Consider the following 13,583-nt stretch of genomic DNA (forward strand, 5'->3'; position numbering starts at 1 on the left):
ATAGAGAGAAATCTGATTAACAAAATGCAGTAGTGCTAAGCTTATTTATTAAATAAACCCATGTATGCCATTGCTACTGCCGCGCTGGCTTTAAAAAACTACTATCATGCCCTTATGTTTAGCAAACGCGTAATAAGAACAAGGCGCCTTCCATGACAAATATCAGCGTTACCATCACTGGCTTATATAGCTACCCCGTTAAATCCTGCAAGCCTGTCGCTTTAACATCCACGGTGCTAACCCCACAGGGCATACCCTATGACAGACACTGGATGATCGTTAATGATGAAAATGTTTTTGTAACCCAGCGTCAAAATTCAAAACTGGCATTAATAGAATCCGCATTAACCGAACAGGGCTTACAGCTATCCCTACCCGGGGCTGAGCCTATTACCATTGCCTACGCCATGCCTCAGGGCGAAATTATCAATACCGAAGTGTGGGGCGCGCCCTGTGTAGCCATAGATGAAGGCGCTGCCGTATCGCAGTGGCTGACCCAGCAGCTGCACAGTGATAAGCCCTTGCGACTAGTGCGTATGGCTGGTGATTTTATACGACTACAAAATGAACCTGCTTTACAAGCGGCGGGCAATACTAACCAGCACCATGTGCACTTTGCTGATGCGGCACCTTATTTAATCGCTAACGAAGCTTCATTAGAGGCTTTAAATAAAGCGTTAATACTGGCGGGTGAGCAGCCTGTGCCTATGAACCGCTTTCGACCTAATATTATTATTAAAGGCCTGCCCGCCTTTGCCGAGCATAATATTAGCTCATTAGGAAATCAGCACTGCGAGCTTAATTTTAAAATGGCCTGCGAGCGCTGCATTATTACCACCATCGATCAGCAAACGGGGCAGCGCGACCCAGCCATGCAGCCTTTTAAATTATTAAAAACACTCAATGGCAGTGCCGATGAAAAATCTAGCCCCATGTTTGGTTGTTATGCCGGTTTGGAAAAGGGTGAAAGTGTTGAGCTGATGGTGGCTGATGAATTAGTGGTAGTGGCATAAGCAGTTATTTACGGCGAGTAAAATTATGAAAAAGCTATTTATTTTTTTCACGGCTGGCTGCATAGGCGCTTTAGCGAATAGCCTAATTGTTTGGCAGTTTGGCCAGCTGGGTATTAGTGGCATGTTAGGGGTAAGCATAGCGCCCAGCCTAAGCCCGGCGTGGTTATACCCGCGCATCGTGTGGGGTGGGTTGTGGGCTTTATTATTTATTTTGCCCTTAATGCGCAGCCGTTTATTGTATAAAGGCTTGGTGCTGAGTTTAATTCCCACGGCTGTGCAATTGTTTGTTGTATTCCCCTTTAAAGCAGGCAAAGGCATGGCAGGCTTAGACTTAGGCATGCTTACGCCACTAATGGTTTTGTTTTTTAATGCGGTCTGGGGGCTGGTGGCAGCGCTAAGTATTCGAGCTGCAAGATAGCTTGCTGTGTTTAACTATCTGACTAAGGGAGTGAGTCATGAAACCTAAGCATTACTTTCGCAGTGTTTGTGTCTTGGCGGGGCTAGTGCTAGTAGCCTGTGGTCTGATTGATGGTTACAGCAATGTGTTGCCTTATCTCGATGCTCAATGGCTGCTGGGTGCGGGCGTGGCCTTAGTGGCTTTAGCGGCACGCAAAGCTGGTATGGCAGGCTAATCAAAAAACTAGTAAAGGGGCTGCTTGCTATCAATTCCTATATTTCACTTAGGTTTTAAAGGGATATTAGGTATCATCCGCATTGGCGTCTAGTGTTAGGCGTATTCATCGAGTTTGTTGAGGCCCCTTTGAACGTTTTTACTTGGATGCTAGGCACCTTGCTGTCCTTTTGCTTAATGGCTATAGGGGCGCGTGAGCTTAGTGGTGAGCTTTGCACGGCTCAAATTCTTTTTTTTCGCAGTGCTATAGGTTTATTGGCCATTGCGAGTTTGATTATATACTTGGCTAAGCCGCAGTACTTTAAAACTCAGTTGTTAAAACGCCATTGCCTGCGTAATGGCTTTCAGTTTATAGGTCAGTACGGTTGGTTTTTAGGTATAGGCCTGCTGCCGCTGGCGGAGGTGTTTGCCTTAGAGTTTACCGTGCCGTTTTGGGTGCTAGTCATTGCCGCCATTTTTTTAAAAGAACAACTCACGATTAAAAAAATGTTAGCGGTGGCCTTAGGTTTGCTGGGGGTAGTAATTATTGTGCAACCCGGAATCGCCATCATTAATAATGCCTCCTTTATTGTGTTAGGGGCTGCGGTGGGTTATGCCGTAGCACATGTAGCGACTAAGTTGCTAACTCAAACCGAACACCCACTGACGATTATGTTTTATATGTGTTTATTGCAGCTGCCAGTAGGCTTGTTGCTGTCCTTGTCGCAATGGCAGTGGCCTAATGGGCAACAGCTATTGTGGGTATTAGTGGTAGGTTTTACCGCGTTAACAGCAAATTATTGTTTGGCAAGAGCCATGCTCTGTGCAGAAGTGTCTACAGTGGTAACCATAGATTTTTTACGCTTGCCGGCTATCGCTGTGGTGGGGGTTATTTTTTATGGCGAAAGCTTTGAACTATCCCTGCTGATAGGAGGTGGTATTATGCTGGTAGGTAACTTGCTCAACGCCAAAGGTTTAAAATTAAGGCGTTGGAAGAAAGCCAGTATTAAAGATTAATTTGAGAAACGAAGGTTTATGGCTAAAGAAATAGAGCGTAAATTTTTAGTGGATAGCGCTAAGCTCTGCCTGCCAGAAAATGGTGTAATCATTAAGCAGGGTTATATAGCTACCGCCAGCAAAACGGCTGTACGGATAAGAGTTAAAGGCGAGCAGGCTTTTTTAACCCTTAAAGGTGAAAACCGTGGCGCGGTGCGCTCGGAGTTTGAATACCCTATACCCATGGCTGACGCGCAGGCGATGCTTACCGAGTTATGCCAGCGTCCTTATATAGATAAAACTCGTTATGAAATTCCACTAGGCTCACATATTTGGGAAGTGGATATTTTTCACGGTGATAACCAGGGTTTGTGTGTTGCCGAAATAGAGTTGGGGGCTGAGGATGAAGTATTTGCAAAGCCGCAGTGGCTAAGCCAAGAGGTTACTGGTGATGCCCGTTACTATAATAGCAGCTTGGTTAAGCAGCCTTATAGCCTGTGGCCGGAAAGTAACAACCACTACTAATATGAGCAAGAACTATGAGCATAAAAGTTAACTGGAAAAAAGATTGTCAGTTTAATGTCGTTACCGAAAAAGGCTTTGAGCTAACAGTAGATGCCGACAGTGAAATCGCGCCTTGCCCTACCGAATTATTATTGTCGGCCTTAGGCAGCTGCAGCGCCACCGATGTGGTAATGGGTTTGCAGCAGCAAGGTGTAGAAGTGCAGGGTTTAACGAATACCGTCACTTACACCCTTACAGAGCAAGAGCCGCGCTTATATAAAAGCGCGAATCTGCATTTTACGGTAACGGCAAAAAATGTCAGTGAGGAGCAAATAAAAACAGCGGCGGATAATGCTATACAAAAATATTGCCATGTTTGTTTGATGCTACAGCCTGCGATAGCGCTGAGTTATACAGTAGCAATGATTAATCCATACTAATTACGCTGTAGGTAATTGATGGTTTTTAAACTGCTCACGTAAGACCTTCTTATCTAACTTGCCGGTAGCCGCATGGGGTAATTCATCCACATACACTACATCGTCGGGCAGCCACCATTTGGCTACATGCTCACCCAAGTAAGTATTGAGTTCGGCCAGGCTTAGCTTTTTATTGGCAGCGGCCACCGCTACTAATAATGGCCGTTCATCCCACTTGGGATGAGGCACGCCAATGACTGCGGCTTCGGCTATGTCGGGGTGGCTGGTGGCGGCGTTTTCTAAATCGATAGAGCTAATCCATTCGCCGCCGGATTTAATCACGTCTTTTGCGCGATCAGTGATTTGCATATAGCCGTATTGGTCTATGGTGGCGATATCGCCGGTATCCATAAAACCCTGTTCGTCGATTATGCTTTTGTCACTGCGAAAATATTGTGAGGCTACCCAAGGGCCGCGTATGCCTAAATTACCAAAACTCTCGCCGTCGCGGGGTTGCTCGTTACCCGCTGGCCCCGCTACGCGTAACTCTACGCCGTAAGCCGGTAGGCCGGGTTTAAGTTTATAGTTATTTAATTGTTCGGCTGGTAAGTCGTCCAGCTCGGGGCGCAACATATTAAAGGTGCCTAGCGGGCTGGTTTCTGTCATCCCCCAGGCCGGGTGTACCGATACCCCATGTTGTTGCTCAAACTCATCCATAATAGTTTGCGGGGTGGCGGCACCGCCCACACAAATACGCTTTAGGCTGGGCACGGTTTCATTGTGCTCGCGCAGGTGGTTGAGCATGGCCAGCCAAATAGTAGGTACACCTGCCGCAACTGACACTTTACACTGGTTAACTAATTGCGTGAGTACGGCGCCGTCACCCATTTTGGGGCCGGGGAAAACAATCTTGCAGCCCGCCATTACCGTGGCATAGGGCAGCGACCAAGCGTTGACATGAAACATGGGCACTATGGGCATCACGGTGTCACGTATGTTAAGGGCAAAGGTGGATGACGAGGTACAGGCCATGGAATGCAATACGGTAGAGCGATGGCTATATAAAACGCCTTTAGGGTCGCCTGTAGTACCCGAGGTATAGCATAAAGAGCTGGCGGTGTTTTCATCAAACTCCGGGAATTCAAAATCAGTTGGGCGGCCTGCTAATAAGGTTTCATAGCACTCAACCTCTAATTCCGTGCTGGGCATATGTGCTTCGTCAGTCATAATAATAATGCGCTGGACGCTGGGCATTTTGTCGCGCAGTTTCTCGACTAAGGGGAATAGCAATAGGTCAACCATCAGTACTTTATCTTCAGCATGATTGACTATATAGATCAATTGCTCGGGGAATAAACGCGGGTTAATGGTATGGCATACCAAGCCTGAACAAGAGATGCCGTAGTAGGCCTCCAGGTGACGATAGTCGTTCCAAGCTAAAGTGGCCACGCGGTCACCCGGTGATAAACCCATTTCAGCCAAAGCGCTGCCCAACTGGCTGGCCCGGGCAAAGGCTTGCTCGTAGGTGTAGCTGTGTAGTGGTTGGTCAGCAGTAACGGAAATGATTTCTTGCTTGCCGTAAATACTGCGGCCATGGCGCATTACGCTATTGATGGTGAGTTGGAAGTCCATCATATTGCCGGTGAGCATAGGGGGGTCCTCTTTTATTATTTTGCAGTAGCGGCCCTGAGGCGTTTAGTTTTGTGAGTATTAGCACCTCAGTGTAGCGGCCGGCTATGGATATAAAAGGGTGAATGTCGCCAAATAAACTGGCATTTCACACCAGTAGGCAATATAAACAGGGCTGTAGCGGCGTAGCAGTCGCAAAGTATTTACATAAAATCGGCCCGGCAACAGGTATAATTGCGGCCTCTTTATTGTTGCTACTACAACGCGGCTATAGAGCCTGCCTAATCAAATAGGACTTTGTTTTGCTAAGTTATAGACACTCCTTTCACGCCGGTAATTTTGCCGATATTTTAAAGCACAGTGTTTTAGTGGCTGTGCTTGAACACTTCATTAAAAAAGATAAGCCTTTTGATTATATAGACAGCCATTCTGGGGCCGGCCTATTTGATCTTAGCTCCGAACACGCCCAAAAACTGGGGGAATATAAGGAGGGCATAGCCAAATTGCAGCCCGAGCAATGGCCAGAGCTTAGCGCCTATTTAAATGCTATAGCCGCTTTTAATGACCAGGGCGAGCTGCGCTATTACCCCGGCTCACCGTTATTGGCCATGCAGTACCTGCGCGCAAAAGATAATGCCTGGTTATATGAATTACACCCCAATGACGTTGAGCTACTGCGTAATAATATTGCCAGTTGCCGTTATAGCAAGCGGGCAAAAGTGACCTGCGCCGATGGCCTTAAAGGCCTGCTTGCGCATTTGCCACCAGTCTCGCGCCGGGGCTTGGTATTAATCGATCCCTCCTATGAAATAAAAACCGAGTACGAGCAAGTGGTGGCGGCGATAGCCCAGGGCTATAAAAAATTTGCTACCGGCATTTATGCCCTGTGGTACCCAGTAGTAGATAGGCAAACTATTAATCAGTTGGAGCAATCCTTACTGGCCACCGGGATTAAAGATATACAGCGTTTTGAATTGGGCTTAGCGCCCGACTCAGCAGGCCGTGGTATGACATCCTCAGGGATGATAGTTATTAACCCACCCTGGGGCTTATTTGAACATATGCAGCAAGTGCTGCCGCGTTTAGCTGCTACATTAAAGACTAACGCCGAGGCGGTGTATCGCTGTGAGGTATTAGTGGGCGAGTAAACTGTTACCGGCAAAAGCTTAAGGAGATAAACAATGAGCACAGCAGTAAGAGCATCTGATACCCCCTATGCCGTAGAAGTGGTTGCCGGCAAAAACTATTTTTGGTGTGCCTGCGGGCAGAGCAAAACCCAGCCATTTTGTGATGGCTCCCATAAAGGCACTGCGTTTACGCCGGTAAAATACTTAGCCGAGGAAACTAAACGGGTGTTTTTTTGCGGTTGCAAACAAACGGCGAATCAGCCGTTGTGTGATGGCAGCCATAATCGAACATAGTCGCGTATAGGCGCAGCTTTATTAAATAGGTTTTGACGTGGTAGATGTAATCATTTTAGCCCTGGCATTAAGTATGGATGCCTTCGCAGTGGCTATAGGTTTGGGTTCTAAGCATCAGCTAAAAACCAGCCGTTTGGCGTTGATGTCGGCACTGTACTTTGGTTTTTTTCAAGGCTTAATGCCGCTGTTAGGTTATATGGGTGGCAGGGGTGTTTTGGGTTGGGTGCAATCCTACGCATCGTGGATAGCTTTTTTATTATTGCTATTAATCGGTGCAAAAATGATTTACGAAGCTTTTGCCGAGGGTATAGAAGAGGATATAGCCATCATTACTCATCGCGTGATGCTAATGCTAGCCATAGCCACCAGCATAGATGCCTTGGCCGCGGGTTTTAGTTTAACAGTGTTGGCGGTTAATCCTTTTGTGGCTTGTTTAATTATAGGGCTAGTCACCTTCGGTTTTAGTTGGCTGGGCGTTTTTGTGGGGGCTAAAACCGGCACGTATTTAGAGAGCAAAGCTGAGTTGTTAGGTGGCATAGTGTTGATAGCTATAGGTTTTAAAATTTTATTGTTATAGGCTTTAGTTCCTAGTTCCTAGTTCCTAACTGTAGAGCTCCTAGATATAGAGCCTTAGCGTTTGTCGCGCCACATGGCGGTAAAAGTTGGGCCATTATTGGGTGCTTGATAGCGGCCTATAGGTTCAAAGCCCACAGCTTGATAACGCTTATCGTTAGCCGGGTTGCTGGATTCTAAATAGGCGGGCATGTGCATTTCGTCTAAGCGCGCCAGGTTTTCTTCTAGCAAGGCCATGCCTAAGCCGCGGCCTCGATAATCGTCGTGGGTGGCCAGCAAGCTTAAATAATAATGCGGTTCGGTTTGTGGATGTATCTTCTCAAATAGCTCGATAAATTCGCTTACCTGTTCGGCTCTTTCGCCAGTGAGGGTTTTAATGGTCTCGGGCAATTGTTGTTCGTGTTCGGGTAGCATCTCGCTACCGTAAGGCGGTATCCACACGGCAACGGATTCAAAGTTTTCGGTTTTGTACACCCAGGGGTAGCGCAGCGCGCCGCTAACAATCTGTTTTAAAATCATGTTACGGGCTGAATCTTGGGGGAATAGCCAGCGCCAGATAGGGTCGTGGCTAAAGGCACTGGCGACGACGGCACTAATACGTTCGGCATCGGCGGCAAGCGCCGAGCTGATTTTAAGATGTTGGTATGTGCTAGCCATTGCTATATGCCTTTGTGGTGGAGGGTTGCTCGCAGTTAGAGGCTAAACAAATTGTGGGCTATAGAACATGCCCTAATCAGGGCAGTGGCCGCTAAAATCGCAACGGAATAGGCCCTTTAAAAGAATGCAGCAAAGTTTTGATGCTTGCCCAGCTGCCAGCGAGGCAATAGGGTGATGGGAGCTTACGGCGTCGCTGCAGCTAGCTCTTTCTGTTTGGCTTGCAGAGCCTCGCCGGGCAGCAGGCTAATCAGCTCAACATTGTTGGGTATGTCCTCACTGTTATCGGCGGTAATAATGCGCAGTTTGTCGTTCTCTAGGTATAGCAAGGGCAGGGCGCTGTCGCCGTAGCTGGCGCGAAAATCGGCGTAGCTGTAATTATCATTAATTTGGGTACTTTTAATTATCGCCCCTTTGGCCATCAAGCCCGCTAGCTTGGAGTAAGAAATAGCATCACCAAATAAGCGCAGCCGTTGTAAATAAGACTCCGAAAATTGATGCCTGGCCTGCTTATTGTTGGGGTCTATATTGTTTAAGCCAAAGACTTTGTCGCTGCCAAAAATATCCTGGTAGTGGAAGTTAACCAGCGGGTTAAGCTGGCGGTAGGGTGAAATAATTAAGACCCGGCCTATTTGTGACAGGTCTATGTTGAGCTCGGCATGTTCAGAGGTGGGGTTGCCAAAGTAAACGGGAATATTGTCCATGCGGGCCCGTTTAATATTGTCGTAGTTATTGTCCGCTAATACGACGGGCATGTTTTTGTTGATCAGTACTTTTGCCAGTTCGCGGCAAAAGGCCGAGGCGCCAAAAATGAGCAAGCCCTGCGGCGAGCCGGTTTTTATCCCTAAAACTTTGGCCCACAAACCGGCTGTTAGGCTTTGAATAACAACGGTGCCGATAATGATTAAAAACACCAGCGGCACTATGAGGCTGGCGTTTGCTATGCCCTGGGCCTCTAGCTTGATGGCAAATAGTGAAGATACCGCCGCGGCGACTATGCCCCTAGGTGCCACCCAGCTTAAAAACCATTTGTCGGGGCTGCTCAGGCCCGTGTTATAGCCACAGCACCAGATGCTGATAGGCCTGGCAATAAACATGACCACAGCCAGCAGGGCCAGTCCCTCCCAGCCCAGGCTGAGTAAGGCATCGGAATCTAAGCGTGCCGCTAGCAAAATAAACAGCGCCGAAATTAATAATACGGTCAGCGTTTCTTTAAATTCGATAATGTCGCTAATGTCTACGCCGCGCATATTGGCCAGCCAAATACCCATGACGGTGACAGTTAATAAGCCTGACTCTTCCTGTAGGTGGTTAGAGCCCACAAACACCGCCAGCATAATAGTAAGCACGGCGGTGTTTCTTAAATAATGCGGTAGTAGGTGGCTGCTAAGCAGGCGCCCTACCGCGTAGCCAGCGGCAGCGCCTAGGCCAAAGCCCAGTAATAACATATAGGCTAGAGCCTGTAATACATGGGTGGCGGGGGCGGAGGCGACGGCAATAAATTCAAAAACTAATACGGCCAGTAACGCGCCTATAGGGTCTATGACTATGCCTTCCCAGCGTAAAATACTGGCCAGCTCGGCTTTGGGGCGCACACTTCTCAGCATGGGCACAATAACAGTGGGGCCGGTAACCACGACTAAGGCGCCAAATAAAATGGCTAAATACCAGTTAAAGGCAAATAAATAATGGGTGGCAACGCTAATACATATCCAGGTAATGACTGTGCCTAGGGTAACTAGCCGGGTGACCATCACGCCGTGATTTTTTATTTCTTTAAAGTTAAGGGTGAGTGCGCCCTCAAACAAAATCACTGCCACCCCTAAAGAGATAATAGGGAACAGTAGGTTGCCTAGTAATTCGTCGGGATTCAAAAAGCCTATGCCTGGACCCAGCACTAAACCACATAATAACAAGGGCAGTATGGCCGGTAGCCGCAGTGCCCAACCTAACCACTGGCACAGCAGTGATAATACGCCCAGTAATGCCAGCATAAGGGTGATGTGTTCTAGCATGGGTTATTATCCTTTATCAGCGGCTAGTCAGTGTAAGCAAAGTAAAGAGGATGGGAGTAAATAGCAATACGGCCGGGGCGGTATTTTTGCTGGCCTAGGTTGGTTTACTGTCTTGCTGTAAAAAATCAAACAGCGCTTGCCCGGCTTTGGGCAGGTAGCGATTTTTATGGTAAGCCAACCCCAAGTTTAAAAATAATGGCTCTTCAAAGGGTATGCCCACCAAGCCGGGCTCATCATTAAGCACTTGTTTTAGGCATACGCTAATGCCGCAGTGCTCGCGTACAAAGTTAAACAGTGGCCGCAAAAGATTGGTCTCTATGCCTATATGCAAGGGGCTGTTTTGCTGCCGCGCTAATTTTTCTAACTGCTCACGCAGATAATAGCCCTGGCTGTATATCACCAAGTCGCGCTGGGCAAAGTCGCTAAACGGTATATGGGCTCGCTGGGCAAACTCATCATCGTCTTTTACGCAGATAACAATTTCTTCTTGTAGTAAGGGGAAAGCCAGCAGGCTGCTGGGCACGGTATCCATATTGACTATGCCTAGGTCTACCTCGCCCTGTTCCAATAACTGCACCGCGCGGCTGGTGCCTTCGCCGCGCAGTTGTAACTTAATGCCGGGGTAAAGGTTGCGAAAGCGGCTGAGCTTGTCGGGTAAAAAATAAGAGCCCAGCATGGCCGAGGTACAGAGTTTAACTTCACCTAAGGTTAGGCCTGCAAGTTCGGACATGGCCTGCCGCGCCTGCTGGAACTGATCCAGTATGCGGTTGGCGTGGTCTAACAGTACTTCGCCTTCGGGAGTGAGGCAGATTTGTTTTTCGGCGCGGTCAAACAGCTGGCTATTGAGTTCGCTCTCTAGCTTTTTAATGGCAATGCTCACCGCAGGCTGGGCCATATGCAGGGCCTTGGCGGCCTGGGTAAAACTGAGCTGGGTGGCGACGCATTGAAAGATTTGTAGCTGGCGATTATCCATAGGCACACCCTGAAGGTAGGCAATAAAGCATATATATAATATATCGATTGAATATAAAGTATATATTATCGCTTATGATCTCTTTCGGCTACAGTTTGAGCAGTTTTAAAATGGCGTAATTAAGGCGAGTTTCAACTATGGTTGTAAATCTAGGTCCTTGTTTATCGTTTAACCCTTTTATTGCGCAGCTGCGTTAACAGGAGTCAGAGATGTCTAAAAGCCAGTACGGTAAATTTAATTGGGAAGATCCTTTTTTATTGGACGACCTACTCACCGAAGAAGAGCGCATGGTGCGTGATGTTGCCCGCCAATACAGCCAAGAGCAATTAAAGCCCCGCGTCAGAGAATCTTTTGCCAACGAGCACACTGACCCTGAGATATTCAGAGAAATGGGTGAGCTGGGCCTGCTGGGTTCTACCATAGAAGGCTACGGCTGCCCCGGCGTTAGCTATGTGGCCTATGGCCTAATCGCCCGTGAAGTGGAGCGTGTGGACTCAGGTTACCGCTCTATGTTGAGCGTACAGTCCAGCCTGGTCATGCACCCCATTAACGAATTTGGTAGCGAAGCACAAAAAGAAAAGTACCTGCCCAAGCTAGCCACTGGTGAATGGATAGGTTGCTTTGGTTTGACCGAGCCCGACCACGGTTCTGACCCCGGCAGCATGATTACCCGCGCTCGCACTGTGGATGGCGGCTATAGCCTGTCAGGTGCCAAAATGTGGATTACTAACTCACCTATAGCCGATGTCTTTATAGTGTGGGCTAAAACCGACGACGATAAAATCCGTGGGTTTATTTTAGAGAAGGGTATGAAAGGTCTGTCAGCGCCTAAGATTGAAGGCAAGCTAGCGCTGCGCACCTCTATTACCGGTGAAATCGTAATGGACGAAGTGTTCGTACCCGAAGAAAACCTATTACCGGGTGCCGAAGGCTTAAAAGGTCCTTTCAGCTGTTTAAACAGCGCGCGCTTGGGCATAGCTTGGGGTGCCTTAGGTGCCGCCGAAGATTGCTGGCACGCCGCCCGCACTTACACCATGGATCGCAAGCAGTTTGATCGCCCCTTGGCGGCCAACCAGCTAATCCAAAAGAAACTGGCCCTAATGCAAACTGAAATCTCATTAGGTTTGATGGGCTGCTGGCGCGCCACCTCTATGAAAGACCAAGGCAAAATGGCTATAGAGACCATTTCCCTATTGAAGCGCAACAGCTGTGAAAAAGCCTTAGTCGTAGCCCGCGAAGCCCGCGATATGCATGGCGGTAACGGTATCTCTGACGAGTTCCCCATTATGCGTCACATGATGAACCTGGAAGTGGTAAACACCTACGAAGGGACTTCGGATATACATGCCTTGATTCTGGGTAGGGCGCAGACGGGCATACAGTCGTTCTTTTAAAAGTATGAAGTCGCTAGTGGGTAGTCTCTAGTCGCTAGCAATACAGCCATTCCCGTAGGGGTATGGCTGTATTTGTTTATGACTCCTAAAAACTAGAGACTGTCGACTATTAACTAGAGACTGCTTCACTATGTCCTCCCCCCTAACCGGTTACAAAGTCTTAGATATGAGTCGCATCCTCGCTGGCCCTTGGGCGGGCCAAACCTTGGCCGACCTCGGTGCGGATGTAATTAAGGTAGAGCGCCCCGGTGAGGGTGATGATACCCGCAAGTGGGGGCCTCCATACCTGAGTGATAATGAGGGCAATCCCACTTCTGAGTCGGCCTATTACCTATGCGCTAACCGTGGCAAGCGCTCACTTACCTTAGATATAACCTCCGCCGAGGGGCAGGCCATTATTAAAAAGCTGGTGGCTGAGTCGGATGTGTTATTGGAAAACTATAAAGTCGGTGGCCTGAAAAAATACGGCTTGGACTACGAAAGTTTAAGTGCCATAAACCCGCGCCTGGTGTACTGCTCTATTACCGGCTTTGGCCAGCATGGCCCCTACCAAAACCGCGCCGGCTATGACTTTATGATACAGGGCATGGGCGGCTTGATGAGCATCACCGGCGAGCCCGAAGGCGGCCCATTAAAGGTGGGGGTGGCGGTGACCGATATTTTTACCGGCCTCTACGCCACCATCGCCATACAAGGTGCCTTGCTGGAGCGTGAGCGTTCGGGGCTGGGGCAGCATATCGATATGGCGCTGCTGGACTCACAGGTGGCAGTATTGGCCAACCAGGCCAGCAATTACCTGGTGGGCGGCATGGTACCGGGCCGTTTGGGCAATGCCCACCCCAATATCGTGCCCTACCAGGCTTTTGCTACCAGCGACGGCTTTATTATTTTGGCGGTGGGTAACGACAGCCAGTTTAAAAATTTCTGCGAGCTGGCGGGCAGGCCGGAGTTGGCAGATCTGCCACAATATGCCACCAACCAAGCGCGGGTACACAACCGCGAAACACTCTGTGCCGAGGTGGCGGCGTTACTGGCACAGCGCAGTGAGGCCTATTGGTTGGATGAGTTAACCGCCAGAGGCATACCCTGCGGCCCGGTTAACAGCATTGATAAGGTGATGGCCGACCCGCAGGTCAATGCCCGCGATATGCGCACCACCGTCAAACACCCCTATAACGACCAGCTGCAATTAGTGGGCAGCCCTATGAAGTTTAGCCGTACCCCCGTCAATACCGAGCAGGCTCCGCCGCTGTTGGGTGAGCACAGCGCGCAAATATTGGCGGAGTTGGGCTATAGCGAGGCAGAAATCGCCCAGTTTAAGGCCAAGGGTTTAGTTAGTTAAACGGCGGCCGATCTAGGGCGAGTATAGCTGTTGCATTCGG

The 13,583-nt window shown here is 48.8% G+C and carries 15 protein-coding genes; 11 read left to right on the top strand and 4 right to left on the bottom strand.

Going from position 1 to position 13,583, the window contains the following annotated elements; all coding sequences use genetic code 11:
• The first annotated feature begins 152 nt into the window (after positions 1-152).
• The 6 genes from NO559_RS04670 to NO559_RS04695 all read left to right on the top strand — a co-directional run bounded on the left by NO559_RS04670 (position 153) and on the right by NO559_RS04695 (position 3,563).
• A complete protein-coding gene (locus NO559_RS04670) occupies positions 153-1,013 on the top strand; it encodes an MOSC domain-containing protein (RefSeq protein WP_258330634.1) in 861 nt (286 codons plus the stop codon).
• A gap of 25 nt (positions 1,014-1,038) precedes the next feature.
• Positions 1,039-1,431, top strand: a complete 393-nt coding sequence (locus tag NO559_RS04675; RefSeq protein ID WP_258330635.1) for a hypothetical protein — start codon at positions 1,039-1,041, stop codon at positions 1,429-1,431.
• 37 nt (positions 1,432-1,468) lie between these two features.
• Positions 1,469-1,645: a hypothetical protein gene (locus tag NO559_RS04680; protein WP_258330636.1), complete on the top strand. Its 177-nt coding sequence runs from the start codon at positions 1,469-1,471 to the stop codon at positions 1,643-1,645.
• Positions 1,646-1,773: 128 nt separating this feature from the next.
• On the top strand, positions 1,774-2,640 hold the full coding sequence (locus tag NO559_RS04685; protein WP_258330637.1) for a DMT family transporter: 867 nt from the start codon (positions 1,774-1,776) through the stop codon (positions 2,638-2,640).
• An 18-nt stretch (positions 2,641-2,658) separates the two neighbouring features.
• The gene (locus NO559_RS04690) at positions 2,659-3,144 is read left to right on the top strand and encodes a CYTH domain-containing protein (protein WP_258330638.1); all 486 of its coding nucleotides are present in this window, start codon (positions 2,659-2,661) and stop codon (positions 3,142-3,144) included.
• A 14-nt stretch (positions 3,145-3,158) separates the two neighbouring features.
• Complete coding sequence (locus tag NO559_RS04695) at positions 3,159-3,563, top strand: OsmC family protein (protein ID WP_258330639.1); 405 nt, start codon at positions 3,159-3,161, stop codon at positions 3,561-3,563.
• On the opposite strand, the gene NO559_RS04700 is transcribed toward NO559_RS04695, so the two are convergent.
• Entirely contained in the window at positions 3,564-5,192 is a 1,629-nt protein-coding gene (locus NO559_RS04700; RefSeq protein WP_258330640.1) for a long-chain fatty acid--CoA ligase, read from the bottom strand.
• 281 nt (positions 5,193-5,473) lie between these two features.
• On the opposite strand from NO559_RS04700, the gene NO559_RS04705 reads away from it, so the two are divergent.
• From NO559_RS04705 to NO559_RS04715, 3 genes are read left to right on the top strand one after another with little or no spacing between them, the layout of a single operon-like run.
• On the top strand, positions 5,474-6,319 hold the full coding sequence (locus tag NO559_RS04705; RefSeq protein ID WP_258330641.1) for a 23S rRNA (adenine(2030)-N(6))-methyltransferase RlmJ: 846 nt from the start codon (positions 5,474-5,476) through the stop codon (positions 6,317-6,319).
• A 33-nt stretch (positions 6,320-6,352) separates the two neighbouring features.
• A complete protein-coding gene (locus NO559_RS04710; protein ID WP_258330642.1) occupies positions 6,353-6,592 on the top strand; it encodes a CDGSH iron-sulfur domain-containing protein in 240 nt (79 codons plus the stop codon).
• A 37-nt stretch (positions 6,593-6,629) separates the two neighbouring features.
• Positions 6,630-7,169: a manganese efflux pump MntP family protein gene (locus tag NO559_RS04715; RefSeq protein WP_258330643.1), complete on the top strand. Its 540-nt coding sequence runs from the start codon at positions 6,630-6,632 to the stop codon at positions 7,167-7,169.
• Between the two features lie 53 nt (positions 7,170-7,222).
• Here NO559_RS04715 and NO559_RS04720 read toward each other — a convergent pair whose 3' ends face one another.
• The 3 genes from NO559_RS04720 to NO559_RS04730 form a co-directional block, all read right to left on the bottom strand.
• Positions 7,223-7,822, bottom strand: coding sequence for a GNAT family N-acetyltransferase (locus tag NO559_RS04720; protein ID WP_258330644.1), 600 nt, complete (start codon positions 7,820-7,822; stop codon positions 7,223-7,225).
• Between the two features lie 182 nt (positions 7,823-8,004).
• Positions 8,005-9,834 carry a sodium:proton antiporter gene (locus NO559_RS04725; protein ID WP_258330645.1) on the bottom strand — a complete coding sequence of 610 codons (1,830 nt, stop codon included), beginning with the start codon at positions 9,832-9,834 and terminating at the stop codon, positions 8,005-8,007.
• 94 nt (positions 9,835-9,928) lie between these two features.
• Positions 9,929-10,807, bottom strand: a complete 879-nt coding sequence (locus NO559_RS04730) for a LysR family transcriptional regulator (protein WP_258330646.1) — start codon at positions 10,805-10,807, stop codon at positions 9,929-9,931.
• Between the two features lie 209 nt (positions 10,808-11,016).
• Between NO559_RS04730 and NO559_RS04735 the strand changes: the two genes are divergently transcribed.
• The gene (locus NO559_RS04735; protein ID WP_258330647.1) at positions 11,017-12,201 is read left to right on the top strand and encodes an acyl-CoA dehydrogenase; all 1,185 of its coding nucleotides are present in this window, start codon (positions 11,017-11,019) and stop codon (positions 12,199-12,201) included.
• Between the two features lie 130 nt (positions 12,202-12,331).
• Positions 12,332-13,543, top strand: coding sequence for a CaiB/BaiF CoA-transferase family protein (locus NO559_RS04740; protein WP_258330648.1), 1,212 nt, complete (start codon positions 12,332-12,334; stop codon positions 13,541-13,543).
• Positions 13,544-13,583: the final 40 nt, after the last annotated feature.

The sequence above is a fragment of the Dasania sp. GY-MA-18 genome, from assembly GCF_024734385.1.
GTDB lineage: Bacteria > Pseudomonadota > Gammaproteobacteria > Pseudomonadales > Dasaniaceae > Dasania > Dasania phycosphaerae.